At 71.4% G+C, this 25,016-nt stretch carries 17 protein-coding genes and 1 pseudogene; 11 read left to right on the top strand and 7 right to left on the bottom strand.

Going from position 1 to position 25,016, the window contains the following annotated elements; translation table 11 throughout:
* Positions 1 to 83: 83 nt before the first annotated feature.
* Both ACIRB1_RS36055 and ACIRB1_RS36050 read left to right on the top strand, forming a co-directional pair.
* Positions 84 to 1,022 (top strand): LysR family transcriptional regulator, encoded by a 939-nt coding sequence (locus tag ACIRB1_RS36055; protein ID WP_403468458.1) that lies wholly within the window; start codon positions 84 to 86, stop codon positions 1,020 to 1,022.
* An 82-nt stretch (positions 1,023 to 1,104) separates the two neighbouring features.
* On the top strand, positions 1,105 to 2,235 hold the full coding sequence (locus ACIRB1_RS36050; protein ID WP_403468457.1) for a glutamate--cysteine ligase: 1,131 nt from the start codon (positions 1,105 to 1,107) through the stop codon (positions 2,233 to 2,235).
* A gap of 66 nt (positions 2,236 to 2,301) precedes the next feature.
* Here the strand turns inward: ACIRB1_RS36050 and ACIRB1_RS36045 are convergent, their stop codons facing one another.
* Both ACIRB1_RS36045 and ACIRB1_RS36040 read right to left on the bottom strand, forming a co-directional pair.
* Positions 2,302 to 3,537: an MFS transporter gene (locus tag ACIRB1_RS36045; protein ID WP_403468456.1), complete on the bottom strand. Its 1,236-nt coding sequence runs from the start codon at positions 3,535 to 3,537 to the stop codon at positions 2,302 to 2,304.
* A gap of 289 nt (positions 3,538 to 3,826) precedes the next feature.
* A complete protein-coding gene (locus ACIRB1_RS36040) occupies positions 3,827 to 4,708 on the bottom strand; it encodes a GyrI-like domain-containing protein (RefSeq protein ID WP_403468455.1) in 882 nt (293 codons plus the stop codon).
* A 118-nt stretch (positions 4,709 to 4,826) separates the two neighbouring features.
* Here ACIRB1_RS36040 and ACIRB1_RS36035 point away from each other — a divergent pair, with 118 nt between their 5' ends.
* Positions 4,827 to 5,942, top strand: coding sequence for a serine hydrolase domain-containing protein (locus ACIRB1_RS36035; protein WP_403468454.1), 1,116 nt, complete (start codon positions 4,827 to 4,829; stop codon positions 5,940 to 5,942).
* A gap of 379 nt (positions 5,943 to 6,321) precedes the next feature.
* On the opposite strand, the gene tnpB is transcribed toward ACIRB1_RS36035, so the two are convergent.
* Positions 6,322 to 7,791 carry an IS607 family element RNA-guided endonuclease TnpB gene (gene tnpB, locus ACIRB1_RS36030; RefSeq protein WP_403468453.1) on the bottom strand — a complete coding sequence of 490 codons (1,470 nt, stop codon included), beginning with the start codon at positions 7,789 to 7,791 and terminating at the stop codon, positions 6,322 to 6,324.
* The gene (locus ACIRB1_RS36025; RefSeq protein WP_403468452.1) at positions 7,788 to 8,372 is read right to left on the bottom strand and encodes an IS607 family transposase; all 585 of its coding nucleotides are present in this window, start codon (positions 8,370 to 8,372) and stop codon (positions 7,788 to 7,790) included. Before ACIRB1_RS36025 ends, tnpB begins: the two co-directional genes overlap by 4 nt.
* Positions 8,373 to 8,525: 153 nt before the next feature.
* On the opposite strand from ACIRB1_RS36025, the pseudogene ACIRB1_RS36020 reads away from it, so the two are divergent.
* A pseudogene (locus ACIRB1_RS36020) lies at positions 8,526 to 8,771 on the top strand (chitinase); the annotation flags it as partial.
* A gap of 126 nt (positions 8,772 to 8,897) precedes the next feature.
* Here ACIRB1_RS36020 and ACIRB1_RS36015 read toward each other — a convergent pair.
* The gene (locus ACIRB1_RS36015) at positions 8,898 to 9,575 is read right to left on the bottom strand and encodes a class I SAM-dependent methyltransferase (RefSeq protein WP_352178716.1); all 678 of its coding nucleotides are present in this window, start codon (positions 9,573 to 9,575) and stop codon (positions 8,898 to 8,900) included.
* Between the two features lie 253 nt (positions 9,576 to 9,828).
* Here ACIRB1_RS36015 and ACIRB1_RS36010 point away from each other — a divergent pair, with 253 nt between their 5' ends.
* From ACIRB1_RS36010 to ACIRB1_RS36000, 3 genes are all read left to right on the top strand, one after another.
* A complete protein-coding gene (locus ACIRB1_RS36010; protein ID WP_403468451.1) occupies positions 9,829 to 11,724 on the top strand; it encodes a glycoside hydrolase family 5 protein in 1,896 nt (631 codons plus the stop codon).
* Positions 11,725 to 12,053: 329 nt separating this feature from the next.
* Complete coding sequence (locus ACIRB1_RS36005) at positions 12,054 to 13,676, top strand: cellulose binding domain-containing protein (RefSeq protein ID WP_403468450.1); 1,623 nt, start codon at positions 12,054 to 12,056, stop codon at positions 13,674 to 13,676.
* Between the two features lie 209 nt (positions 13,677 to 13,885).
* Positions 13,886 to 15,475, top strand: coding sequence for a discoidin domain-containing protein (locus ACIRB1_RS36000; protein ID WP_403468449.1), 1,590 nt, complete (start codon positions 13,886 to 13,888; stop codon positions 15,473 to 15,475).
* A gap of 117 nt (positions 15,476 to 15,592) precedes the next feature.
* Here ACIRB1_RS36000 and ACIRB1_RS35995 read toward each other — a convergent pair whose 3' ends face one another.
* Positions 15,593 to 16,471, bottom strand: coding sequence for an oxygenase MpaB family protein (locus ACIRB1_RS35995; protein WP_403468448.1), 879 nt, complete (start codon positions 16,469 to 16,471; stop codon positions 15,593 to 15,595).
* A gap of 641 nt (positions 16,472 to 17,112) precedes the next feature.
* Between ACIRB1_RS35995 and ACIRB1_RS35990 the strand changes: the two genes are divergently transcribed.
* The 3 genes from ACIRB1_RS35990 to ACIRB1_RS35980 all read left to right on the top strand — a co-directional run bounded on the left by ACIRB1_RS35990 (position 17,113) and on the right by ACIRB1_RS35980 (position 21,931).
* On the top strand, positions 17,113 to 19,722 hold the full coding sequence (locus tag ACIRB1_RS35990) for a glutaminase domain-containing protein (protein ID WP_403468447.1): 2,610 nt from the start codon (positions 17,113 to 17,115) through the stop codon (positions 19,720 to 19,722).
* Between the two features lie 96 nt (positions 19,723 to 19,818).
* Positions 19,819 to 20,994 (top strand): S1 family peptidase, encoded by a 1,176-nt coding sequence (locus tag ACIRB1_RS35985; RefSeq protein ID WP_403468446.1) that lies wholly within the window; start codon positions 19,819 to 19,821, stop codon positions 20,992 to 20,994.
* Positions 20,995 to 21,220: 226 nt separating this feature from the next.
* On the top strand, positions 21,221 to 21,931 hold the full coding sequence (locus tag ACIRB1_RS35980; RefSeq protein ID WP_403468445.1) for a beta-glucanase: 711 nt from the start codon (positions 21,221 to 21,223) through the stop codon (positions 21,929 to 21,931).
* 46 nt (positions 21,932 to 21,977) lie between these two features.
* Here ACIRB1_RS35980 and ACIRB1_RS35975 read toward each other — a convergent pair whose 3' ends face one another.
* Positions 21,978 to 22,994, bottom strand: a complete 1,017-nt coding sequence (locus ACIRB1_RS35975; RefSeq protein ID WP_403468444.1) for a LacI family DNA-binding transcriptional regulator — start codon at positions 22,992 to 22,994, stop codon at positions 21,978 to 21,980.
* Between the two features lie 175 nt (positions 22,995 to 23,169).
* On the opposite strand from ACIRB1_RS35975, the gene ACIRB1_RS35970 reads away from it, so the two are divergent.
* The gene (locus tag ACIRB1_RS35970) at positions 23,170 to 24,996 is read left to right on the top strand and encodes a glycoside hydrolase family 2 protein (protein ID WP_403468443.1); all 1,827 of its coding nucleotides are present in this window, start codon (positions 23,170 to 23,172) and stop codon (positions 24,994 to 24,996) included.
* Positions 24,997 to 25,016: the final 20 nt, after the last annotated feature.

The following is a 25,016-nucleotide window of genomic DNA, read 5'->3' as shown; positions in this document are numbered from 1 at the left end:
GGAATGTGCCTGGTGGGCAGCCGGTTGCGCTCATGTGACGGCCCGTTCCATGAGCAGTTCTCATACGCCGAGGTGAGCACCCCGTGGCCCGTACGACCGACTCCGATCTGGCTCCGCACGAACTGCGCGTCCTGGTGGCGGTCGCGGACACCGGCGGCTTCTCGGCCGCGGCCGGGACGCTCGGCCTGACGCAGTCCGCGGTCTCCCACTCGGTGCGCGGCAGCGAGCGCAGGATCGGGGCGGTCCTCTTCGAACGCGGCCGCGCCGGCGCCCGCCCGACTCCCGCCGGAGAGAAGGCCGTCGCGTACGCCCGCCGCGTCCTGCGCCTGCTGGACGTCCTGACCGCCGAGGCGCGCGGTGCGGCCCGGTCCGGGGCTGTGGAAGGGCCGCTGCGGATCACGGCCTTCCGCAGCGCGGCTCTCCATCTGCTGCCGCCCGCGCTCCAGCGGCTGCGCGCCCGCCACCCCGCCGTCGAACCGCGGGTGCGGATCGTCCGCGAGGTGGGGCGCGGTACCGCCGGCGACGTGGCCGACGGGAGAGCCGACATCGCCATCGCCACACTGGGCGGCTCCGCGCCACTGCCACCGGGACTGGTTGCGAGCGGCCTCTTCGAGGAGCCGTATGCCCTGGTGCACGCGCCCGGTCACGCGGCACCGCGCTCACTGCCGCTGGTCGACTGGGCCGAGAACTGCGGCTCCCACACCCGCGGCTGGTGGGCGGCGCAGGACTGGATCCCCAAGGCCACCGTCGAGGCCGAGGACGACGGAGCGGTGCTGTCCTTGGTGAGCGCGGGCCACGGAATGGCGATCATGCCCGCGCTCTCCCTGGCCGGAGCACCGGCCTCGGTCAGCGTCGCCGATCTCGGTCCCGACCGCCCGACCCGCCAGGTCGGCTACGTCACCACCGCCGAACTGGCGGGTTCCGCGGTCGTACGCGCCTTGGTGAGGGGACTCCGCGCCACGCTCCCCCACGGTGTGCGCCTGCTTGGCGGCGAGGCCGCGCCCCAGCGGACGGGGCCGTGACTCCGCGGCCTAATGGTGTTCTCCCGAACTGTCAGGGTCGCGAATCTGTCGTGACGGGGCGGATCGGGGGAACCCCACCACTATGAAGACAGGTGTGACGCTCGGCGTCGAAGAAGAGTTCCTGCTGCTCGATCGCGTGACGGGCCTGCCGACTCCGCGCATCGGCGAGGTCCGCGCCGCCGCGGGACAGGAGCCCGGGGTGCGGCGGGAGGACATCGACACCGAACTGCTCCAGGCACAGGTGGAGGTCGCCACGCCGGTGTGTTCCGACCTCGATGAGGTCGCCGGACACCTCACCCGGTTCCGGCGTGCGGTGGGGGGCGCCGCCCGCCGCGCGGACTGTCTGCTGGCGGCGACCGGTGGCGCGCCGCGGACCGGCGCGCCGCGGGTGCCTGTCACCGAGCAGGAGCGCTACCGGACCCTGCGGGCCGAGGCGGCTCGGCTGGTCGACGAGCAGCTGATCTGCGGCATGCACATCCATGTCGCCGTACCCGACCGGCAGGCCGGTGCCGCCGCGCTGGGCCGGTTGAGACCCTGGCTGCCGGTGCTGGTGGCCCTGGGCGCCAACTCCCCGTTCTGGGAGGGGCGGGACACCGGTTTCGCGAGCTGGCGCACCGTGGTGTTCGGCCGCTGGCCGGTCAGCGGCCCGCCACCGTTCTTCACCGGCGCCGCGCACTACGAAGAGCTGGTGACCTCGCTGCTGGCCACCGGCGTGGTGTCGGACCGGGGACAGCTGTACTGGCATGCCCGGTTGTCCGAGGACTACCCGACGTTGGAGGTACGCGCGCCCGATGTCCAGCTGGATGTGGAAAGTGCCGTCACCCTCGCCGGGCTCACCCGCGCGCTGGTGGTGACCGCGCTGCGCGAGGACGGTCGCCGACTGCCTGCCCTGACCCCCTCGCCCGAGATACTCCAGGCCGCCGGATGGCACGCGGCGCGCCGCGGCCTGAGCGCGGATCTGGTCGACCCCTGTACCGGCACGTCCAAGCCTGCGGCCGCGGTGGTGGGCGCCCTGCTCGACCGCCTCACACCCGCGCTCGATGAACTCGGGGACGTCGACCGGGTGACCTCGGGCGTTCAGCAGCTGCTCGACCACGGAACGGGAGCCGCACGGCAGCGTGCCGCGCTGGCGAGAGGCGGCACGGAGGCGCTGTTGGACCTGATCGCACCCCAGCCCGCGCAGCCCGGCGCCGCGGTGAGCACCGGGAGCTAGCAGTCGCCGTCGCCACCCGGCTGCCCGCCCCGCCACCGCCGGCTCCGGTGGGGCCGGCGTCACCTGTCAGGCGTCGCCGCCGGTCTGCGGCTGAGACGTCGTCGGCACAGGCTCCGACGAGGTCCGGGGCGGCGAGGACGTGATCAGGGTGGAGCTGCCGGTATCGCGGTCCGTGAAGCCCGCGAAGAGGGCGAGGCCGAGGCCGGCGGCGGCGAGCGTCGCGCCGACCAGGGCCGGTGAGGCCCAGCCCCAGCCGGCGGAGATGGCCAGGCCGCCGAGCCAGGCGCCGCCGGCGTTGGCCAGGTTGAAGGCGGAGTGGTTGGAGGCCGCGGCCATCGTCGGGGCGTTCTTCGCCTTGGCCATGAGCAGCATCTGCACGGGGGTGGTGACCAGGGCGCCCATCGCCCCCATGAAGGCGAGGGTCACCAGGGCGGGGACGGTGCTGTGGACGGTGAAGTAGAACGCCACGAGCGTCGAGCCGAGCAGGAAGAGGCCCCCGTACAGCGTCGGGCGCAGGGCCCGGTCCGTCAGCGGACCGGCGATCAGTGTGCCGAGCGTCATTCCGATGCCGTAGAGCGCGAGGACCCAGGTCGTGGAGCCGTCGGAGAGACCGGTCAGGTGGGTCAGGATCGGCACCAGGTAGCTGTAGACGGCGAAGAAGCCGCCGAATCCGACGACGGCGGTGGCCAGCCCGAGGGCGACCTGCCGGTTGCCCATCGCCCGCAGCTCGTGCCGGATGCCTGCCTGGCCGGTGCGGGGCTGATGGGGGACGAAGGCGGCCAGCGCGGCGAGCGCGACCAGGCCGATGACGGCGACGGCGCAGTAGGCGTAGCGCCAGCCGAGCTGCTGCCCGAGGGCGGTGCCGGCCGGGACGCCGACGATGTTGGCGACGGTGAGTCCGAGGAACATCCTCGACACGGCCCGCCCGGCTCGTTCGGGGGCGACCAGCCGGGAGGCGACGACAGCTCCCACGCCGAACAGTGCTCCGTGGGGCAGGCCCGCCAGGAACCGGGCGGCGAACAGCAGGCCGAAGTTGGGCGCGAGAGCGGAGGCGACGTTGCCGATCACGAACAGTGCGGACAGCAGGAGCAGGAGCCGCTTGTGGGCGATGCGCGCCCCGATGCCGGTCAGGACGGGCGCCCCGACGACGACACCGAGCGCGTAGGCGGAGACGAGGTTGCCGGCGTGCGGCACGGACACGCCGACTCCGTCGGCGATCTGAGGCAGCAGTCCCATCGTGGCGAACTCGGTCGTACCGATACCGAACGCGACGAGGGCAAGGGACAGCAGGGCCAGTGGCATGGAGCGCGAGTACCTTTCGGGGGCGGTAGTCTGCGTGCGGATGCGGGTGGAGCGGGCAGGGCCGTCGTACGTCCCGTCGCCCTGTTTCTGTAGCCTGTCGCGTCGGCCACCGTTGCCCGATGCGCCCTGAGGGCAGAGAAAGTCTACGGGCGCTTCAGCCGCCGCTCGCACGCACGCACGCATCGCGACATCGGACGACGCGAGGCATGGCCCGCGTCACAGCCGTCCTGCCGCCCTGCCGTCCCGTCGCCGGAGAGCGGAGCGCCCCCGCCGGTCTGCGGAGCGGTGTTCACGCGCCGGCGTTCCCGCTGCTCCGCTCGATCGGGACCCACAGCTGGGAGTGGGTCTCCTCGCCGGGCTCCACCGGCTGCGTCAGCAGGAGTTCCGGGCCGGGCCGGCTCGTGTACGGGTTCGAGGGGAACCACTGGGTGAACACGTCCCGCCACAGTTCCTGGAGCGCGGTCGGGTAGGGCCCCTCGTTGTCGAAGACCGCCCAGGTCCCGGCCGGCACGTCGAGGGCGTCGAGTTCCCCGGCGGCCGTCTCCGGGCCGGTGGCCACGCCGATCCAGTAGTCCGCCTCGTCACCCTCCTCCCGGCCGTCGGTCAGGTACACCGCCGCCGACAGAATCCCCTTCGGTTCACGGTCGGTCAGTTCCTTCATCCGTACGATCGCCCACTCGTCCAGGGCTTCCAGGTGTCCCGCGGCGGCCTCGTTGACCCCCTCGTGCACGAGCGGGACCCGGGCCTTCCTGCCGACGACCCGAAACGCCTCCTTCTCCACGATCCGGTACCGCATGGTCGTGCTGCCCTCGACGACGACGCGGAAGGACATGCGGGGCTGTGCCGTGAGCAACGCACCCGTGCGCCGGGCCTCGCCCGGCCCGATGCCGTGCACCGACCGGAACGCCCGGGCGAAGGCCTCGCCCGAGCCGTAGCCGTACCGCACCGCGACATCGAGCAGCGTGCGGTCACCGGCCAGCACCTCAGCCGCGGCGAGCGTCATCCTCCGGCGCCGTACGTAGACCGGGAGCGGCATCCCGGCGAGGGCGGAGAACAGCCGCCGGAAGTGGTACTCCGACACCGCGGCGATCCGGGCCGCCTCGGCCACGTCGACCTCGCGGTCGAGACCGGCCTCCAGATGGTTCAGCGCCTCGTTCAGCCGCTCCAGCACGTGTATCCGTCCCTAGGTCTGGAAGTGAGGGTGGCGTGACCCGTCCGCGCCCGGCCCGACAGAAGCCGTACGGGAATTGTCGGGCCGCGGGCGCCGGCCCTACCCGAGGCTTGCCCACATGACTGATCTCAAGGGCTGGTGCGACCCGCGGTTCGCCGCCGTCGAGGCGGCCCTCGCGGCTTCGCTCGGCAAGGACGACGTGGGCGCCTCGGTCGCCGTCTGCCTCGACGGCGAACCGGTGGTGGACCTCTGGGGCGGCTACGCCGACGCGGACCGCACCGTCGGCTGGGAGCGCGACACCCTCACGGGCGTGAACTCGACGACCAAGAACATGACCGCCCTCTGCGCACTCCTCCTGGCCGACCAGGGCCTGATCGAGCTGTCCGCCCCGGTCGCCGCCTACTGGCCCGAGTTCGCGGCGGCGGGCAAGGAGAATCTCCTCGTACACCACGTGCTGTCCCACACCGCGGGGCTGCCGGACCTGCCCGCGCTGACGGCGGTCGAGGACCTCTACCACTGGCAGCGCGTGACGTCGGAGCTGGCCGCGCGGACCCCCGCATGGGAACCGGGAACCGCCGCCGGTTACCACGCGCTCACCTTCGGGTTCCTGATCGGTGAGATCGTCCGCCGGGTCACCGGCCGCAGCATCGGCGACTTCTTCGCCGAGGAAGTGGCCGGACCCTTGGGCGCGGACTTCCACATCGGCCTCTCCCCAGACGACGACCACCGCGTCGCACCGCTCATCCCACCGCCGTCACAAACCGCCGAGTTCACCGCCGGCGCACCGCTCGGACCGGACGGCACACGCCGGGAGCACACCGGTGTCATGGTCCGGGTCAGGGATGCCAACTCCGCGGCCTGGCGCCGCGCGCAGCTCCCCGCGGTGAACGGCTTCGGCAACGCCCGGTCCGTCGCCCTCGTCCAGTCGGTCCTGGCGAACCGGGGTTGCGCCGGTGGCGTGCGGCTGCTGTCCCCTCAGGGCTGCGAGCCCGCGTGGCAGGAGGTGTTCCGCGGCGAGGACAGGGTGCTGCGAACCCCGATGTCCTGGACCGTGGGCTTCGGGAAGTTCGGCAACACCTTCGGCTGGGGCGGCTGGGGCGGCTCACTGGTCGCGAGCGACCCTGACGCACGGCTCACGGTGGCCTACGTGATGAACCAGATGATCGACCGGGACCAGCAGGAGGACAACCGCGGCATGGAGATCATCATGGCCGCGTACAGCGGACTTCGGTGACAACTCACGCCCCTGAAGCCGCGATCGGTCCGGACGCGTCCTTCACGGATCTCCTGACGCCGCTGAATGCTGTCATGCACACACCTTGACCTTATTGGTCTAGACTTTTACCTTCGAGTGGTCAACTCCCCTCGGCGCACACCCAGTTGAGACTGCGCCCTCTTGTGCGCGCGCCGAACTGCCGACGCGGACGCCGGACACATGGTCGTCACCCAGACGGTTCCGGGCTGACGACCGCGGCCCGCCCGGCTCGCGTACCGGACGGCCGACGCAGACCGACCGCCCCCGTCCGCCCCTACGACCACAGGAGCAAAGCCGTTGCCGAGGCCGTAGTCAGGTCTCAGCATTCCGGGCATTGCGGCCCGGAAGGTCCGTCTCGTCACCAGAGCGTGAGGGCTTCGGTTTGAGGACGGTCTCCCGTTTCTGTCTGCCGCTGCTGCGGCAGGGTTGCGCCACCTGCCCGCCCCGCCTCCGCCTTGCGGCGGGTGCGGGTGGCGCGGGTCTTGTGGTCGGCTCCACGAGGCTTCGACACCGCCGGGGCGGTGTCCTGGTCTCCGGCCACTCCGGTACCAGTTGCTGCGGCTGCGGCTGCGGCTGTCGCGAGGGCGGCGAGGTTGAGTGCGGCGTTGTCGTCCCGGTCGATGACCAGACCGCAGGCGTCGCAGTGGTAGGTCCGGACGTGCAGTGGCAGCTTGGCTTTCACTGTGCCGCACCCGGAACAGGTCTTCGTGGACGGGTACCAGCGGTCGGCGACCACAAGGCGGGTGGCGTGGCGCTGGCTGGTCTTGTAGTCGAGCCGGCGTCGGATCTCCCCGAATCCGGCGTCGGCGATCCGGCGGGCCAGGCGCCGGTTGCGGAGCATGCCGGCGACGTTGAGGTCTTCGACCACGACGGTGCCGTACTCGGCGGCCACGGCGGTGGTGAGCTTGTGCAGGGCGTCCTCGCGGAGGTTCGCCACCCGGTGGTGAACCTTGTTCCGCTGGGCGTTGGCCTTCTCCCACCGCTTCGATGGCTTCTGTCCGGTGCGCCGGTCGGGGCCCTGGCGCCGGGACACGACCCGGGAGGCGCGGCGCAGCTGCTTGCGCGCCCGGTCGTAGTGGTTCGCGTGGGGCGCGGTGCGGATCTCGCCGGTGCTGTCGGCCATGACCGCGAGGCTCTTCACCCCGAGGTCGATCCCGACCGCCACGTCCGGCCGCGCCACGTGTTCGAGGTCGCGCTTGACCTCGGCCTGGAACGAGACGAACCAGCGTCCGCGTTCGTGCCGCACGGTCGCGGACAGGATCCGGGCCGTGCCGGCGTGGACGCGGTCGAGGAACTTCACCGCGGGTTCGTGGCTGCGGATCGTGCCGAGCCGGGGCAGCGTGACATGCCGGCCGTCGGCGTCCACGCGGATCGTGCCGGTGGTGAACCGGCAGGCGAGACGCGCCTTCCGCTTCGACTTGAAGCGGGGCATGCCGACTCGTTTGCCCTTGCGCTGTCCGCGCTTGGACTTCGCGTAGTTGTCGAACGCGGCGGCGGCGTTCGCAAGGCCAGTGGAGTACGCCTCCTTGGAGTTCTCCTCCCACCAGGCGGCGAACCTGGGGTCGGTGTGCTTGGCCTCGTTGAACGCCTTCCGCAGCGCGGGCAGCGACCACGGCCGCCACCGCGTCAGCTGCTCCTCGGCGATGCCGTAGGACTCCTCCGCGCGGCGCTGCCACCACGACGCGGTCACCCAGGCGACCGCCCAGTTGTAGGCGGCACGCGCCGCGCCGCAGTGCGAACGCAGCGCGGCCTCCTGGGCGGCGTTCGGGTCCAGAGCGAACCGGAACGCCTGCACCACGAACCCGGGCTGCGCCTGGAACTTCTTCACTCGCCAGCCTCGCCGGTCGCCACGGCCACCGCGCGGACGGCCCGGATCTTCGCCGCCCGCCGCCCGTACAAGCGGGCGCACATCGACGTCAATACCTCGGTGATGTCGCGCACCAGGTCATCGGCGGTCTCGGTGGGATCGAGGACAACCAGGCGCCGCCCGGACGCAGAGAGGACTGCCTCCAGATGCTCCACGCCGAACCGGGCCAGCCGGTCACGATGCTCGACCACGATCACCGCCGTCTGCGGGTCGGACAGCACGCGGTGCAGTTTGCGGCGCCTGCCGTCCAGCCCCGAACCAACCTCGGTCACGACGTCGGCGACGGCCAGGCCCAGCCCGTTCGCGCCGGCCACGACCCGGGCGGCCTGCCGCTCAAGGTCGGCCCTCTGGTCGGCGGACGACACGCGGCAGTACGCCACCACCCGCCCCGAGGCCGTAGAGACGGCCGCAGCGGGCTCAGCGACCAGCCACGTTCCAGACGGCGCCTGACGGACCGGAACGGGCATCTTCCCGTCCCTCACCCATCGCCAGGCGGTCTGGTAGCTCACGCCCTGCTGCCGCGCCCACTCCGAAAGCTTCACAAGCCCAAGATATTCGAGATGTACGACAAGAAATGACTATGCATGATGAGAAAACCTGTAGCAGCTTTCATCCCCACGCCCACCCCTACTGGACACCGAGTCGCCACAGACTCACCGCTCCGAGCAGACCGACCCTCGTCATGCTGCTCGCCGCAGAACGACTCGGCCGTCGCCTGGAAGACCGGCCTGTGGTACTGGAACACCCAGTCCGGCCCGGGCACGATGACCCCTCACAACGCGATGGTCAACGGCGCCGGCTTCGGCCAGACCATCCGTTCCATCAACGGCTCGCTGGAGTGCGACGGCCGCAACCCCGCGCAGGTCCAGAGCCGCGTCGACGCCTACAACCGCTTCACCTCCATCCTCGGGGTCAGCCCCGGCGGCAACCTCTCCTGCTGACGCTCGCCCTCGAACCCGACTGACCCGGGGGCCTGGTTCATCCGTGAACCAGGCCCCCGCGCCACACCCGCGGCCAGGAGCCCGGCCCAGCGGCACCTGCCCGGGCACGTCTCGACGGACGGGCTCTCAGCGCAGCCGACGCGCCCGCAGCACCACGTCGTCGGTGTGGTGCGCACCGGCGCCGCCGTCGGGTGCCTCCCGCGGCCGCTGCTCGTCCACCTCCACCCTCCAGTCGTCGTCGAGCAGAGCGGCGACCATGGAGGGCCAGACGTAGTCGGCCGGGTCGAAGGCGGCATCGTGTTCATGCCGGGTCTCCATCCCCGCGTGGTGCACGAGCAGCAGTACGCCACCGGGCGCGACCGCCGCGATCAGTGCTCGCTCGGCCGCGGCGTCCGGTGTCCGCAGCAGCGCCGGGTACTGCGCGGAGACCAGGTCGAAGGAGGCCGGGGGAAGCGCCGCCTCCACCAGTCCGGCGTGTACCCAGCGGACGGTGACACCGGCGTCCCTTGCGTGCCCCGCGGCCCGCTCCAGTGCCACGCCCGAGACTTCGAGTGCGGTCACCTCCCAGCCGCCGCGCGCGAGCCAGACGGCGTCCGCGCCCTCGCCGCAGCCGACGTCCAGTACCCGTCCGCGGGCGAGCCCGGCGACCTCGGCCACGAGCGCGCCATTGGGGCGGCCGCTCCACAGTTGCTGTCGGTCCGCGTACCGGTTGTCCCACTCCACCCGGACCTCGGGGTCTCCGACGTATCCGTCGGCGGGTACAGGCATGTCGGGCGCGGACGATCCTGCGATGTTGTCAGTCACCGGGCCACGGTCACCCACCAGGTCCTGGTCACGCCACTCTCGTTGCCGCTTCGGCAAAACGTCGGCTCCGAATTCGCGCGAGCGCCGCCTTCAGAGGAACCCGGCATCCTGACCGGGCTCGTACCGGGCCATCGCACTGGGCGCTTTTGTCCCGTCGACGGGTCCGCGGGCCGCGGGTAATCTCCCACAGGCCGCCGCTCCCCCACGGTCAAGGAGCGCCGCCATCTGCCGGTCTCAGCACGGAGGGCACCCCATGGCCAAACTTGTCCGGTACCTGACACTATTGGTGATGGGTGCCTCCCTCCTGTTCCCGATCACCGCGGCGGCCTCAACGCCTCCGGCAGCCGGTACCGCGCCCGCCACCACCGCCGGCACCTGGCAACCGCCTCTGTCCACGCGCGGGCGCTACATCGTCGACGCGAACGGCAACCGCTTCCGGCTCAAATCCGCCAACTGGGACGGCGCCCAGGGCTCCTGGACGGGCAGCGGCAGCGAGGCCGACAACGCCAACCACCACGCCGGGCAGAACTCCTACGGCATCCCCCTGGGACTGGACCGCGTCCCCCTCGCCCACCTCATGGCCGACTTCCGCGAGTTGGGCATCAACAGCATCCGGCTGCCGTTCTCCAACGCGATGATCCATGACACCGCCGCCGTACCGGACGCCGCCGTGGCGGCCAACCCGCAGTTGCGCGGCCGTACGCCGCTCGGGGTGTTCGACGCCGTGGTCTCCGCGCTGACCTCGGCCGACTTCGCGGTCATCCTCAACAACCACACCAACACGTCCCGTTGGTGCTGCGGGGTCGACGGCAACGAACGGTGGAACAGCAGCCAGTCGACCACTCAGTGGGCGGACGACTGGGTGTTCATGGCGCGCCGCTACGCCTCCGACCCCCGTGTGGTGGGCGCCGACCTCTACAACGAGGTGCGCCGTGACGTCTGGGACGACCCGAACTGGGGCGGCGGCGACGCGCACGACTGGTTCGCCGCCGCCCAACTCGCCGCCGACCGCATCCTCACCGAGGCCGATCCGAATCTGCTGATCGTCATCGAGGGCATCAACTGGACCGGCCTGCCCATCGACGGATTCGCCCACGGACGCCCCCTGCTCAGCCCCGCACGCACGCTGTCGCACACCCTGGTGGCCACCCACAAACTCGTCTATTCGGCCCACTTCTACGGCTACACCGGCCCCCACCACAGCGGTGCCACCGGCATCGGCGAGACCAGCGACCCCCGATACCAGGACCTCAGTCGCGACGTGCTGTTCCAGGCTCTCTACGACGAGGCGTTCTTCGTCTCCCAGGACGACGGCAAGCATTACACCGCTCCGGTGTGGATCAGCGAGTTCGGCATCGGAGCGGGCGAGACCGGCGCCGCGGCCCGCGCCTGGTTCGGCAATGTCACCGACTACTTCGCGGACCACGACGCCGACTTCGCCTACTGGCCGCTGGTCGGCTGGCAGGGCCACGACGACTGGGCCCTGCTGCGCTACGACACGGACGGCACCCGACACGGCCTGCTGGACGACGCGGACTGGCGCGGCGCCGGGTGGCAGCGGCTGATGTCGGCCACCTCGCTCACCGGTCCGGTCGCCTCGGTCCCCGACTGGCAGATGCTCGACACCGACCACGGCGACTACGTCGAGTCCGTACGGGTGCGCGCGAGTGGCGACTGGGACCCGGGAGCCACCAAGGCGGCCTGTCCGGACGGTCTGCGGCTGATCGGCCTCGGGCACACCTCGGGCCGGGGCCTGTGCACGGACGTCACCGCCGGTGACCTGCGTGCGGCGGACGGCACCCAGTCGGTCGTCACCGACGAACGCAACGTCCCACCGGGCGGCGACTGGGCCTCGGGATACACCAAACTCCAGTGCGCCCAGGGCCAGTTCCTCATCGGCTACAGCCACCGAGGTGTGCGGACGTCGGCCGCCCTCTGCGCGCCCGCCGGTGTCGCGGTGGCGGCCACGGGACGCACCGTGTGGTTCGACCGGTCCGACAACCGGTCCGTCGGCGGGGGTGACTTCGCCAGCGGCGACTACAAGGGCCAGTGCGCGGACGACGAGTACGCCGCGGGGATCGCCTACACCTCCCGCGTCGGCAGCTCGCCCGGCCCCGCGGCCCTGCTCTGCCGCCAACTGGCCCACTGACGGTGGCCCTCGGGGCGTGCGGGATCAACACTTTCGGCGTCAACTCGCTTCCACGAACGCGCAATTGGTCTAGACGAATCTTCCCCGGATCTCTTGACGCGAGCCGACGCGGCCCGCCACGCTTCGCTACGCGGGCAGAAGTAAGGAAAGTTTCCGATTGACTTCGCGACTCGCCGTTCGACGGTTTCCCCCTGCCCACCCTGCCCTGATCACGTCGCACGGCCTCTCCCCACCCACACCTCTCCACCGTGCGACGGGCGTGCAGGGCACCGCAATCCGCGTACCGGCGCGACGCCGTGCGCGGCCTCGCCCCACGGAGGAGCATCCGTATGAGACGTGCGTCGACGCGCGCCGCGCTGACCGCCGCCCTGATGGTCGGCGGCATGGCCACGACCGCCGCCCCGGCCGCCCACGCGGCCGACAACACCGGTCTGATCGCCTCCTTCGGCATCACCTCCACCTGGGGTACCGGCTTCGAGGGCGGTTACACGGTCACCAACAAGTCCACCCACACGGTCACTTCATGGACCATCACCTTCACCCTGCCCGCCACCGAGACCGTCACCAGCTCATGGAACGGCACGGTCACCCACAGCGGGACCCAGTACACGATCACCTCCCCCACCTGGGAGGCCCCGCTCGCCCCCGGTGACTCCGCGCCCGTCGTCGGCATGGACTTCGGCTACAGCGGCTCGGTCGTCCAGCCGAGTGCCTGCCTGATCAACAACGGCCCCTGCGCCGGCGTCCCCGCCGACACCGTCGCACCCTCCACGCCCTCCGGTCTCGCCGTCCGTGACACCGGCCCCGGCACCGTCACACTGGGCTGGAACGCCTCGACCGACAACGTCGGCGTGGTCGGCTACCGGGTCTACGAGGGCAGCAACGTCATCGCCACCACCTCCGGCACCGGCACCACGTTCAAGGTGATCGGCCTGCTCCCCGGCAGCAGCCACAGCTTCACGGTGACCGCGCTCGACGACTCCACCAACGAGTCGGCGCACTCCGCGACGCTCACCGGGACCGCCGGCAGCGGCACGACTCCCGGCGTGGCGGCCCCCTTCATCGACCTTGGCGCCTACCCGACGCCGAACCTCACGCAGATCGCCACGAACACCGGGCTGCGGCAGTTCTCGCTCGGCTTCATCACCGCCGGGTCGACCGGGTGCAACGCGAGCTGGTTCAACTCCTTCGACCCGGGCGCGGCCTGGGACCGGGCGGACTTCGACTCGCTGCGCGCGATGGGCGGTGACGTGCGGCCCTCCTTCGGCGGCGAGGCGGGCACCGAACTCGCCCTCGCCTGCACCAGTACGACCGCGCTCCAGGCGCAGTACCAGAAGGTCGTGGACGCCTACGCGCTCGACCGCGTGGACTTCGACATCGAGGGCGCCGCGACGGTCGACCACGCCTCGATCGACCGGCGCTCCACAGCGGTCGCCGCCGTCCAGGCCGCGCAGCGCGCCAAGGGCCGCGACCTCAAGGTCACGCTCACCCTCCCGGTACTGCCCAGCGGCCTGACCGCGGACGGCCTCTATATCCTCAGCTCAGCCAAGTCGCACAACCTGAACGTCGACACCGTGAACCTGATGGCCATGGACTACGGCGACAGCGCCGCGCCGAGCCCCTCCGGGAAGATGGGCACGTACGCGATCCAGGCCGCGACCTCGACCCGCGCCCAGATCGCCTCGGTGTGGCCGAGCCTCACCACCGCCCAGACCTGGGCCATGGTCGGCCTCACCCCGATGCTCGGCCAGAACGACACCGCCGGCGAGGTGTTCACGGTCGCCGACGCACAGCAGGTGCTCACCTTCGCCCGCCAGAACCACCTGGGCGAGCTGGGCTTCTGGGATGTCACCCGCGACGGGAACGCCTGCACAGGTGGCCTGAGCGAGTGCACGAACATCCCGCAGACCCCGTACCAGTTCTCCAAGCTGTTCGCGGCCTACGCTGGCTGAGCCCTCCCCTGCTCCCATCCGTGACGGCTCATCAAGTACGCGACTCAGATAGGGCGTTGGTGCCTATAGCGGATCAACTCATGGGCGGGTGAGGTGTGTTGTCAGTGGGTCCCGATACGTTCTGCACGTGCCACGGACCGCAAGGCCGTGCCACTCACACCACAACCGGTCACCCCGGTATGCCCGGACGGCACGACGTAGGGACACGCATGGAACCCGTATTCGCCGACTTCTCCACCACCCCGGCCCAGCTCTCGAACGCCGTGGTCACCCACCACCGCTGCGGCATCGCCCCCTCGCACCTCGCGCTGGGCGCCGGCGGTCACATCAAGGTGGACTTCACAGTCGACGGGTGGAAGGAGGACGAGGAGGCCGTCGTCACGGTGACCGTTCTCGGTACGGGCGCTCCGATGGACGTCCTGCTCAACGGCAAGACCCTCGCGGAGCGGATCGCGATACCGGCGGACGGGGGCCACAGCGACCCGCGGGACACCGTTCTCAGTGCGCCGGGCGAGCTCCTGGTCACCGGCACCAACATTCTTGACATACGCAGCCCCGAGGGATCGGACACCCTTCTGCGGTTGCGTGCCGTCACCATCGCCCCCGCACACGCGCAGGACCAGGCACGGCACGCCTTGGCCGCCCGGGCGGCCAACCGGTCCGTCGTCGCCTTCAGCGCCGAGGTCCGTGCTCCCGGCACCACCGCCTGGCAGCCCGCGCCCCGGTTGCTCCTCCACGTCGACCTCGGCGAATCCGCCCTGCCCTCGCACCTCTCCTGGCGCACGGCGGACGGATCGGAGGCGGCGATCGGGCTGCGCGCCGACTTGACGGGCTTCCTGGGCCACCGCAGGGCCGCCGACGGTACGGTCACCGAATACCGCGGCTCACTCGCCGAACGCTGGGCCTACCCGGCGGGCACGGCCGGGGCCCGGCTGCACCGGTTCTCCACGGAGTCGGGGCACGACAACGCCTGGTCCCCCCCGGGCGAGCTGCGGCTGCTGCTCGACGACGGAGGGGCCTCCCTGGAGCGCGTGTCCTGGACGGACCGGCGCGGCACCACCGCCTCGATCGCCCTGAGCGGCGTGAGCTCGGTCGGTACACCCGCCGTAGGGCAACCCGGCGCCGAACTGCGGGACATCACGCGCACGGTCGAGGACGTCGAGGCAAGCGACGAGTTCGCCGAGTGGGGCGAGGTCGCCGAGAACCTGCTCAGCAAGTCCCACAACAAGTGGCTGGCGCACGAGGACACGGCCGAGCTGACGTTCACCTTCACGCAGCCCGCCGCCGTGGCCGCCTACCGGCTGACGTCCGCGAACGACTGCCCGGACCGGGACCCGCGTGACTGGAAACTTCAGGGTTCGCGCGACGGCAGTCACTGGACGACCCTGGACACCCGCACCGGTGAGTCCTTCCGCCGCAGGCACGAGACGAAGGAATACCCCGTCGCCTCCCCCGCCCCCTACGCCCGTTACCGACTGAGCGTCGACGGCAACAACGGCTCCGACATGACCCAGCTCGCCCGGACCCAGTTCCTCGCCGACGACACCCCGCTCCCCGGCCCGACGCACGGCGCCACCGACTTCACCGGCTACCGCACGACCCTTGGGGGCGACCCCGTCGGCTACCGGGGTACGACCGTCCCCGGCCCCTGGTCGGACACTCCCGGTGAGCAGGAGGGCCAGGAAGGGGGAGAAGCCTTGCGGAAGCTGCTCGCAGGTGACCTGGGCGAGACCGCCCGCGGCCTGGACGAGGCCGCCCGGCTCATCGGCAAGCTGGCGGTCTACCTGAAGAGTTCCTGACGGCCCGGTGCCGCGGCGGCCGGTTGATCCGGCCGCGGTGGTGCGGACAGCCGCTCGGCCGGGGTGCCCGGCCGAGCCTGGCTCTCTCGCTGACGTGTGGGGAGGTCGGCCACCGGCTCAGGTGTCGGCCTGACGTGGTGCGGGGGTCATCGCCCAGCGGATCATCGAGGTCAGGGCGGAGCCGAGCGGGCGCACGCACAGCGTGTCCACCGCCGCGAGCCGGGGCAGTCGTAGTTCCGCCGCCGCCCAGCGCGGCAGGAGCGAGACCGCGCCGGCGGCGAGCGCACCGTAGGGGAGGCGGGCCGCCAGAGGGAGGGGCGGGTTCAGGAGGAGGAAGCGTGCGGCGTCGCGTGCCTGCGGGGTCGCTTCCAGGTCCGGACGGTAGGCGAGCAGGCGCTCGGTCAGCTCGGCGCGGTTCCGCGGTGGATCGGGCACACCGAGCGCCATGGCGACCTTGGCGGTGTTCTCCACATACCCGTCGCACTCCTCGTCCGTCAGCGGATTCGCCCCGTAGCACTGGTGAGCGCGCAGGAAGCTGTCCACCTCGGCGACGTGGACCCAGCACAGCAGCTCTGGATCGGCGGCGTGGTACGCCTCTCCCCGTTCGGTCTCGCCCCGAACTCGCTCATGAACGGCTCGGACCTGGTCGCAGGCCTGCTGTGCCTGGGCGGCGGTGCCGTATGTCGTCGTGGCCAGGAACGTACTGGTCCGTTGCAGCCGCCCCCAGGGGTCGCCGCGGAAGCCGGAGTGGGCGGCCACGGCCGCCATGGCCAGCGGATGCAGGGACTGGAGGAGCAGGGCGGAGAGCCCGCCGATGAACATCGAGGCGTCGCCGTGCACGCGGCGGACAGGCTGGTCCGGGCCGAACCAGCGCGGGCCGGGGGTGTCGTGGATGCTGGCGCGGTTGCGCGGGCCGTCCGGTCCCGCGACACGAGCGAACAGGGCGGCGCCCAGCCGTTCACGCGGACCGGGCCGCCCGGCGCAGGTGGGTTTCATGGGTCACTGCCTTCCGCCGACCTGTCTTCCATTCTGCCCGGACCCTCCGTGGCCGCCGCCGGAGGGTCCGGGGGAAGCGCCGCCCGCCGGTCCCGGTGCAGGGGGACACGAGCGCGCGTTCCGCACTCCTTTCCGGGCCGGACGCGCCGTTGGATGCGGATCGCGGGGGCCGGTTTCTCCGACGGCGCGAAACCGGCCGTAGGGCTGCGGGGCGAGTCCGTGGTCCGGCGCGCCGGGGAAGCGGACGACGACCGCCCGTTCGTCGGTGGTGTTCGTCGATGGTGAAGCAGTCGGCATGACCGGCCGGTCGGCGAGGGAGACCCGGCAGGATGAGCCGCCCGGGAGCCTGTCCTCGGAGTACTCCGCGCGGACTCCGATGCTGGTCCTGAACTCCACGGTGAGGGGCGGGTGTTGCGCGAGGGCTGGACAGCGGTCCCGAGGACTGCTGTCATCCCTGAGTACCGCGCTTTCCGTCAGTGGAAGGCGAGTTGGCACAGCACCCGCATGCGGCGGCCCGCCCCACCCACCGGGCCGTCTGCCCCCGGCGCTGTCGGCACGAAGCACGTTCTGCCCTGGCACCCCCGTCAGCTTGGCGCGCTGACAACGATGTCGAACGCTCGTCGCCCGTCGAAGGAGCCCCCATGCCCCACCCCGAAGACGACCACCGCCCTCTCCCCGCCCCCGGACTGCCCCCTCTGTCCAGACGCGACCTGCTGCGCTGGGGAGGGGTCGCCGCCGCAGGTGTCCTGGGCGTCCTCGGCATCGACGGAACGGCGGCCCACGCCACCCCCTCGGCGGTGCGGGACGCGGCGTCGACGTTCAACCCGTTGCGCCCACCCGCCACTCCGCTCGCCGTACGGTCCCCGTACCTGACCACCTGGCTGGCCGGGGACAACCTGGCCGGCACCTGGCCCACCTTCTGGAACGGGCGGATCACCGCGCTGGCCGGCATCGCCCGGATCGACGGCACGCCGTACGTCTTCCTCGGCGCCCCGGCGCTGCCCGGCGGCCCCGCGCTCGGCACGATGACGCAGACGTCTCTTCAGCTCACGGCGACCCGGTCGATCTTCACGCTCACCGGGGGCGGCGTCACGCTGACGGTCACCTTCTTCTCGCCCGTGGACCTCGGCAACCTCCAGCGGCAGTGCGTGCCGTTGAGCTACATCAGCGTTCAGGCCGCCAGCGGTGACGGGGCGAGCCACACCGTGGACGTGCATGTCGACGCCTCCGCCGAGTGGGTGCACGGCGACAGTTCCACCCAGGTCACCTGGGCCAAGCAGGCGACCGGGAGCATGACCGCCCTGACCTGCCAGCCGGCCTCCCCGGGCGTGCTGGCCGAGAACAACGACCAGGCCTCGTGGGGTTCGCTGGTGCTGGCCGCCCCCACCGCGAGCGGGCTGACCTGGCAGATCGGCCAGGACACCGTCGTACGGGCGGCGTCCGCCGCGAACGGGACACTGGCCGGCACCTCCGACACCGCCCAGCCCCGGGCGATCAACGACCGCTGGCCCGTGCTGGGCCTCCACCAGAACCTGGGCACCGTCACCGCGTCCGCCCCCTCGGCGGTGTTCCAGGTGGTCGTCGGCCATGTGCGCACCCCGGCGGTGAGCTACCTCGGCAGCCGTCTGAACCCGTGGTGGACGCACTACTGGAGTTCGTGGACCGCCATGCTCGACTGGTTCAACGGCGACCGCGCCGCCGCCCTGACCGCCGCCGTCGCCTTCGACAAGGCGATCCACGACGATGCCGCGAGGGCCGCCGGCGGCGGTGACACCGGCGAACGCTACGCGGCCGTCTGCGCCCTGGCGGTGCGTCAGGCCGTGGCGGGGACGGAACTCGTCGACCGGAACGGCTCGCCGTGGGCGACGCTCAAGGAGATCTCCTCCAACGGCAACTTCTCCACCGTCGACGTCCTCTACCCGGCGTCCCCCGCGTATCTGCACCTCTCGCCCGCGTATCTGCGGCTGCTGCTCGAACCGCACTTCGACTACGCGGAGAAGGCGGGCTGGCCCAAGCCGTACGCCGAGCACGACCTCGGCTCCAGCTACCCGAACGCGACCGGACACCTGGACGGCAACGAGGAGGCGATGCCGATCGAGGAGTCCGCGAACATGCTGATCATGGCGGCGGCCGTGGCCCAACGCCTTCCGGCAGCCGACGCGGCCTCCTTCGCGACCACGCACTACGCCATCCTCCGCCAGTGGGCCGAGTACCTGGTGGCCAACACCCTCGACCCCGAGAACCAGAACCAGACCGACGACTTCACCGGCTGGATCGCGCACAGCGCCAACCTCGCGCTCAAGGGGCTCATCGGCATCGGCGCGATGAGCGTGGTGGCCAAGGCCGCGTCCAACTCCTCCGACGCCGCGCACTACGAGGCCGTCGCCCGGGGCTACATCAGCCGCTGGGTCACCCTGGCCCAGGACTCCTCGGGCACGCACCTGAAGCTCGCCTACGACCAGGACGGCACCTGGAGCCTGAAGTACAACGGCTACGCCGACCGCCTGCTGGGCGTGGACCTGGTGCCGACCGGCGTGGCCGCGCAGGAGGCCGCCTGGTATCTGTCCAAGGCGGGCACCTACGGCGTGGTGCTGGACCCGCGCAACGACTACACCAAGACCGACTGGGAGGTGTGGACCGCGGCCTGGCTGGCCGACCACGCCGACGTCCGCACCATGCTGATCAACGGGGTCTACGGCTTCGCCGACAGCACGCCGTCGCGGGTGCCCTTCACCGACTGGTACGTCGTGGCCACCGGCGCCCAGCGGGGCTTCGCCGACCGGCCCGTGATCGGCGGTGTGCTCGCCCTGCTGAACGCCCCGGCGGCCGACTCCGTCTCCTGGAAACGTATCCAGAACAGGAACTCCGGCAAGCTGCTCGCCGTCAGCGGCATGTCCCTGGCCGACAGCGCCGAGGTCACCCAGTACGAGGACAACGGCAGCGCCGACCACCTGTGGACCGTGGTGGACAACGGCGACGACACCGTCAGGATCTACAACCGCAACAGCGGCAAGCTGCTCGCCGTCCACAACCAGAGCCTCGACGACGGCGCCCACGTCCAGCAGTACAACGACAACGGCACCCAGGACCATCTCTGGCGCTTCGTCGACAACGGCGACGGCTGGATGAAGATCGTCAACATGCACAGCGGCAAACTCATGGCCGTCGACGGCGCCTCGCAGGCCAACAGCGCCCAGGTGACGCAGTGGAACGACAACGGCACCTCCGACCATCTCTGGCGGCTCGTCTGACCCACCCCCACGAATGTCATGAGCACACCACACCGGAGACCGGCGCCGCACAGATCCACCCCTTTCCCGCCCCCCACGGAAATGAAGGAGCGTTCCATGAGAAGCCCGACGAAACTCTGCCTGGGCCTGTCCGTCCTGCTGGCCCTGGGCACCGGAGCCCTGGGCCTGTCACCCGCCGCCGCCTCGCCCTCGCGGCCGGCGCCGTCGGCCAAGACCCTCTCCCCCGGGCTGACCACCGCCCTCCAACGGGACCTCGGGCTCACCTCGTCGCAGGCCCGCACGCGGCTGACGCGGGAGGCCACCGCCACGAAGCTCGCGCCTCGGGCCGAACGGGCCGCAGGGCAGACCTTCGGCGGTTCCTGGTACGACTCGGCGCACGGCACCCTCGTCGTCGGGCTCACCGACACCGGTGGCGCCGCGGCGGACTCCGTACGGTCCACCGGCGCCACCGTGGTGCGGGTCGCGCACAGCGCACGCGCCCTGGACGTCACCAAGTCGGCACTCGACACCGTCGCCAAGGCGGACGGCGCCCCCACGGCCGTCCGGAGCTGGCACGTCGACCCCCGCACCAGCAAGGTTGTGGCAGAGGTCCGCGAGGGAGCCGAACACAGCGCGGCCGTGACGAAGTTCCTCGCCCCGGCCCGCAAGGCCGGACTGCTCACCATCAACAGCGTCGCCACGGCACAGAGGCCGCAGACCTTCGCCGCGGGCACCGTCGGCGGCGACCCCTACTACATCAACGGCAACACCCGCTGCTCCATAGGCTTTTCCGTCGTCGGCGGCTTCGTCAGCGCCGGGCACTGCGGAACGCCCGGCAGCTCGGTGGCCGGCTGGGACGGTTCGGCGATGGGCACCTTCGCCGGCTCGTCCTTCCCGGGCAACGACTACTCGTACATCCGGATCGGCAACGGGTGGTGGACCGTCCCGGTCGTGCTGGGCTGGGGCACCGTCAGCGATGTCCTGGTGCGCGGCTCCGGCGTGGCACCGGTCGGCTCGTCGATCTGCCGCTCCGGCTCGACGACGCACTGGCACTGCGGCACCGTCCTCACCCAGAACGAGACCGTCAACTACAGCCAGGGATCGGTCTACCAGCTGACCGGCACCAACGTCTGCGCCGAGCCCGGCGACTCCGGCGGCTCGTTCATCACCGGCGACCAGGCCCAGGGCGTGACGTCCGGCGGCTGGGGCGACTGCACCAACGGCGGCCAGACCTGGTTCCAGCCGGTCAACGAGATCCTCAGCACCTACGGCCTGACCCTCGTGACCGCCTGATCCAGCGGGCAACTCCCGTGCGCCCGGGCCGCGCGGACACACCGCGGCCCGGGCACATGGTGCGAGAACGTGTCCGCGGAGCGCGCGGGCGTTCGGGCGTGAACGCCGGACCCGTCACCCGAAGGTGCGAGGCTCCCCCCGGGTTCGGCGCCCAGCGCATGTCCGGCCGCCGGGCCGGGCAGCACTGCGGCACTCGACTCCGTGTCCGCCACCGAGGGAGCCGTATGTGAGCGATGTCGTCTTCACGGCCGATTTCACCTCCACCAGCCAATGGGTGGCGGGCCGTTCCTGGGCCTATCCCGACGGCGGTCCCACCAACCCCGGCGACAACAAGCTGGACCACCTCACCGCCGACCCGGCCTACTCCCGTACCGGTACCTTCCGCGCCACCCCCAGGACCGACGGCTGGTGGGACGCCGGGCTGCTGACCACCGAGGGAAGCGACGAGGCCTTCACTGTCCGCACCGGGGACCGGCTCCAGGTCCGTGTGTGCCTGCCCACCGGACTGGGTGCCTGGCCGGCGGTCTGGACCTGGCGCGACGGCGGCAACGAGGTCGACGTCTTCGAGTACCACCCCGACAACCCCGACCTGCTGGAACTCACCAACCACGTACGCGAAGGACAGTCGTACCTCCGCCACCCGGCGGTGAGTCCGGGCGCGGTGGTCGACCTCGGAGTGACCTTCGGCCGACGCAGTGTCGACTGGTCGCTGAACGGCACCCAGGTCTTCGCCGACGGCCGGGGCGTCGGGTCCGGCTGGTACGCCTACCTCGTCGTCAACCTCTCCGTCTGCGCCGGCCGCTACCACCCCGGCCCCGACCCCGAGACCACCGAACTGTCCTACCGCGTCGAGAACTTGACGGTGCGTCGGCGCGTGATCCCGGACCCGACGAAGTCCCCTGACGACGACGTGGCGACGACGGGCACGGGGGCGTAGCCGAGGCCGTCACCGCCACGGGCCGCAGGTGGCCCCTCCGCCGGCGTCAGCCTCCGCTGCTCTCCCGGACCACGATCCGGTGCCCGATCACCTCGTCCCGGTACGGGATGCCCGAGTCCGGGGTGTCGATGCGGTTCAGCAGCAGAGACACCGCCGTACGGGCGATCTCCCGCTTGTCGGGCGAGACCGTGGTGAGGCTGGGCACGCTGAAGCCGGTCGCCTCGATGCCGTCGAAGCCGACCACGTCCACCTCGTCCGGCACCCGCACCCCGGCCTCGTACAGGGCTCGCAGGGCACCGAGCGCCATGTTGTCGTTCAGGCACAGCAGCGCGTCGGGCCGGTCGCCGTCCCGCATCAGCCGGGCCGCCGCCTCGGCGCCGTCCCGCCAGTGGTAGGCCTCCACCGGCACCACGAGCCCGGCGTCGAAGGGCAGGCCCGCCGCCGCGAGCGCCTGGCGGTAGCCGTCGGTGCGCAGCCGGTCGGTGCCCTGCTGGCCGCGTACCGCGCCGCCGACCACCGCGATCCGACGGCGTCCGCGGGACAGCAGATGCTCGGTGGCCTCGCGCGCCGCGCGGACGTTGTCGATGCCGACGTGGTCGGTGTGTCCCTCGGCGGAGCGTTCACCGAGCAGCACCACGGGCATCCGGCGGTCGCGGGTGGCGAGGTCGCGGGGCAGCAGGGAGAGCGGGCTGAGGATGACGCCGTCGCAGAACTGGGTGTCGAAGCCGTGCAGCGCGGCGAGTTCCCGGTCGCGTTCCGCGCCGGTCTGGTGGATCAGCACGGTCCGGCCGTTGCTTCCCGCCGCCTCCATGACGTGCCGGGCCAGCTCGGAGAAGTAGGCGACGTCGAGCTCGGGCACCGCGAGGGTGATCATGCCCGTACGGCCCTGGCGCAGCTGTCGGCCGGCGATGTTGACGCGATAGCCGAGGGCGTCGATCGCCTCGCGGACGACCGTGCGGGTCTGCTCCGAGACGTGCTCGAAGTCGTTGATCACATTGGAGACGGTCTTGGGCGAGACGCCGGCGTACTCCGCCACGTCCTTGATCCTCGGTCTGGCCGCCACGCTGCCCTTCCTTCCGAACTTGCCTGATCGTACCGACCGTTGTCCGTCGCTTTCCGGCCAGTCGCCCGCACACAAACTGCGTCCGAGCTATTTACATCGATGTAATCGACATGGTGCCATGACCCCGCACGACCTCCACCCCGCACCGACCTGCACTCTCGTCACGAGGAGCACCATGCCCGACCCGTACCTCCCGGACGCGCCACCCCGCCCCGAGTACCCCAGGCCGCAGTTCACGCGGGACGCCTGGCTCAATCTCAACGGCGAGTGGCAGTTCGAGACCGACCGGTCCGACAGCGGCCTGGAACGCGGCCTGGCCGACCGCGAACTGACCGGCCGCATCCTCGTCCCGTTCTGCCCGGAGTCCGAGCTGTCCGGCATCGCGGAGACGGACTTCCTGGAGGCCGTCTGGTACCGGCGCACGGTGACCGTGCCCGCCGAGTGGGCCGACGCCCGGGTCCTCCTGCACTTCGGGGCGGTCGACCACGACACCACGGTGTGGGCGGGCGGCCAGGAGGTCGCCCGGCACCGCGGCGGTTTCACCCCGTTCACCGCCGACCTCGGCGACGTGGCCGTGCCCGGCGAGGAACTCACCCTCGTGGTGCGCGCCCGGGACAGCCGGCACACCGTGCAGGCCCGCGGCAAGCAGGCCACCTGGTACGCCAACTCGCACTGCCACTACACCCGGACCACCGGCATCTGGCAGACCGTGTGGCTGGAGCCGGTCCCCCGCGCCGTCGCCCTGCGCCGTCCCCGCATCACACCCGACCTGGCCACCGGGTCCTTCCTGGTGGAGCTGCCGCTGTCGGCGAACGTCGCCGGACACCGGGTGCGCGCCACGCTGAGCGACGCAGACGGCACGGTCGTCGCCGCCGAGGGCCGCGCGGACCTGGACCTGTGCCCGCGCCTGGTGCTCACCGTCCCCGAGAGCCGTCTGCGGACCTGGTCGCCTGCCGACCCGCATCTGTACGACCTCGCCCTGGAACTCCTCGGCCCGGCCGGCGAGGTGGTCGACACGGCCGGGTCCTACGCCGGCCTGCGCTCGGTGTCCGTACGCGGCAAGGAACTCCTGCTCAACGGCGAACGCGTCTTCCAGCGGCTGGTGCTGGACCAGGGCTACTACCCGGACGGGCTGATGACCGCGCCCAGCGACGCCGCGCTGCTGCGGGACATCGAGCTGGGGATCGCGGCCGGGTTCAACGGCGCCCGGCTGCACCAGAAGGTCTTCGAGGAGCGCTACCTCTACCACGCCGACCGGCTCGGCTACCTGGTGTGGGGCGAGTTCGGCGACTGGGGCTGCGAGACCGGGGTCCGCGACGACAACCAGCGGCCGGACGCCTCGTACATCACGCAGTGGCTGGAGGCGCTGGAGCGGGACCACTCGCATCCCTCCATCGTCGGCTGGTGCCCGCTGAACGAGACGTACCAGAACCTGCACGACCGCATCACCGTGCTGGACGACGTCACCCGGGGCATGTTCCTCGCCACCAAGCAGGCGGACCCGACCCGGCCGGTGGTCGACGCCTCCGGCTACGCGCACCGGGTGCCGGAGACCGACGTGTACGACTCGCACTGCTACGAGCAGGACCCGGTGGCGTTCGCCAAGATCATGGCCGGGCTCGCCGAGGACCGGCCGTATGTCAACACCGGCCCCGAGGGCCGCACTTGGTCGGTGCCCTATCGCGGACAGCCTTATTTCTGCAGCGAGTTCGGCGGGATCTGGTGGGACCCGGAGACCGTCACCGCGGCCGGTGACGACACCTCCGACTCCTGGGGATACGGCGAACGGCCGCGCACCGAGGAGGAGTTCGTGGAGCGGTTCAGCGGTCTGACCGGCGTGCTGCTCGGCGACCCCGGGATGTTCGGCTACTGCTACACGCAGCTCACCGACGTCTTCCAGGAACGCAACGGCGTCTACCGCTTCGACCGTTCCGAGAAGGCCGACACCGCACGGTTGCGCGCGGCCCAACTGCGCCCGGCCGCGTACGAGGAGGGGCCTTAGCACCGGGGGCGCCGCTCCCG

This window comes from Streptomyces sp. NPDC096013 (genome assembly GCF_044763565.1).
GTDB lineage: Bacteria > Actinomycetota > Actinomycetes > Streptomycetales > Streptomycetaceae > Streptomyces.
This window is presented reverse-complemented; position numbering and strand designations above follow the sequence as displayed.

Bases quoted from the DNA above. Each gene is read 5' to 3' on its own strand.
- ACIRB1_RS36050 (WP_403468457.1), top strand. From the start codon at position 1,105: ATGAAGACAGGTGTGACGCTCGGCGTCGAAGAAGAGTTCCTGCTGCTC.
- ACIRB1_RS36045 (WP_403468456.1), bottom strand. From the start codon at position 3,537: ATGCCACTGGCCCTGCTGTCCCTTGCCCTCGTCGCGTTCGGTATCGGT.
- ACIRB1_RS36035 (WP_403468454.1), top strand. From the start codon at position 4,827: ATGACTGATCTCAAGGGCTGGTGCGACCCGCGGTTCGCCGCCGTCGAG.
- ACIRB1_RS36010 (WP_403468451.1), top strand. From the start codon at position 9,829: ATGGCCAAACTTGTCCGGTACCTGACACTATTGGTGATGGGTGCCTCC.
- ACIRB1_RS36005 (WP_403468450.1), top strand. From the start codon at position 12,054: ATGAGACGTGCGTCGACGCGCGCCGCGCTGACCGCCGCCCTGATGGTC.
- ACIRB1_RS36000 (WP_403468449.1), top strand. From the start codon at position 13,886: ATGGAACCCGTATTCGCCGACTTCTCCACCACCCCGGCCCAGCTCTCG.
- ACIRB1_RS35995 (WP_403468448.1), bottom strand. From the start codon at position 16,471: ATGAAACCCACCTGCGCCGGGCGGCCCGGTCCGCGTGAACGGCTGGGC.
- ACIRB1_RS35990 (WP_403468447.1), top strand. From the start codon at position 17,113: ATGCCCCACCCCGAAGACGACCACCGCCCTCTCCCCGCCCCCGGACTG.
- ACIRB1_RS35985 (WP_403468446.1), top strand. From the start codon at position 19,819: ATGAGAAGCCCGACGAAACTCTGCCTGGGCCTGTCCGTCCTGCTGGCC.
- ACIRB1_RS35970 (WP_403468443.1), top strand. From the start codon at position 23,170: ATGCCCGACCCGTACCTCCCGGACGCGCCACCCCGCCCCGAGTACCCC.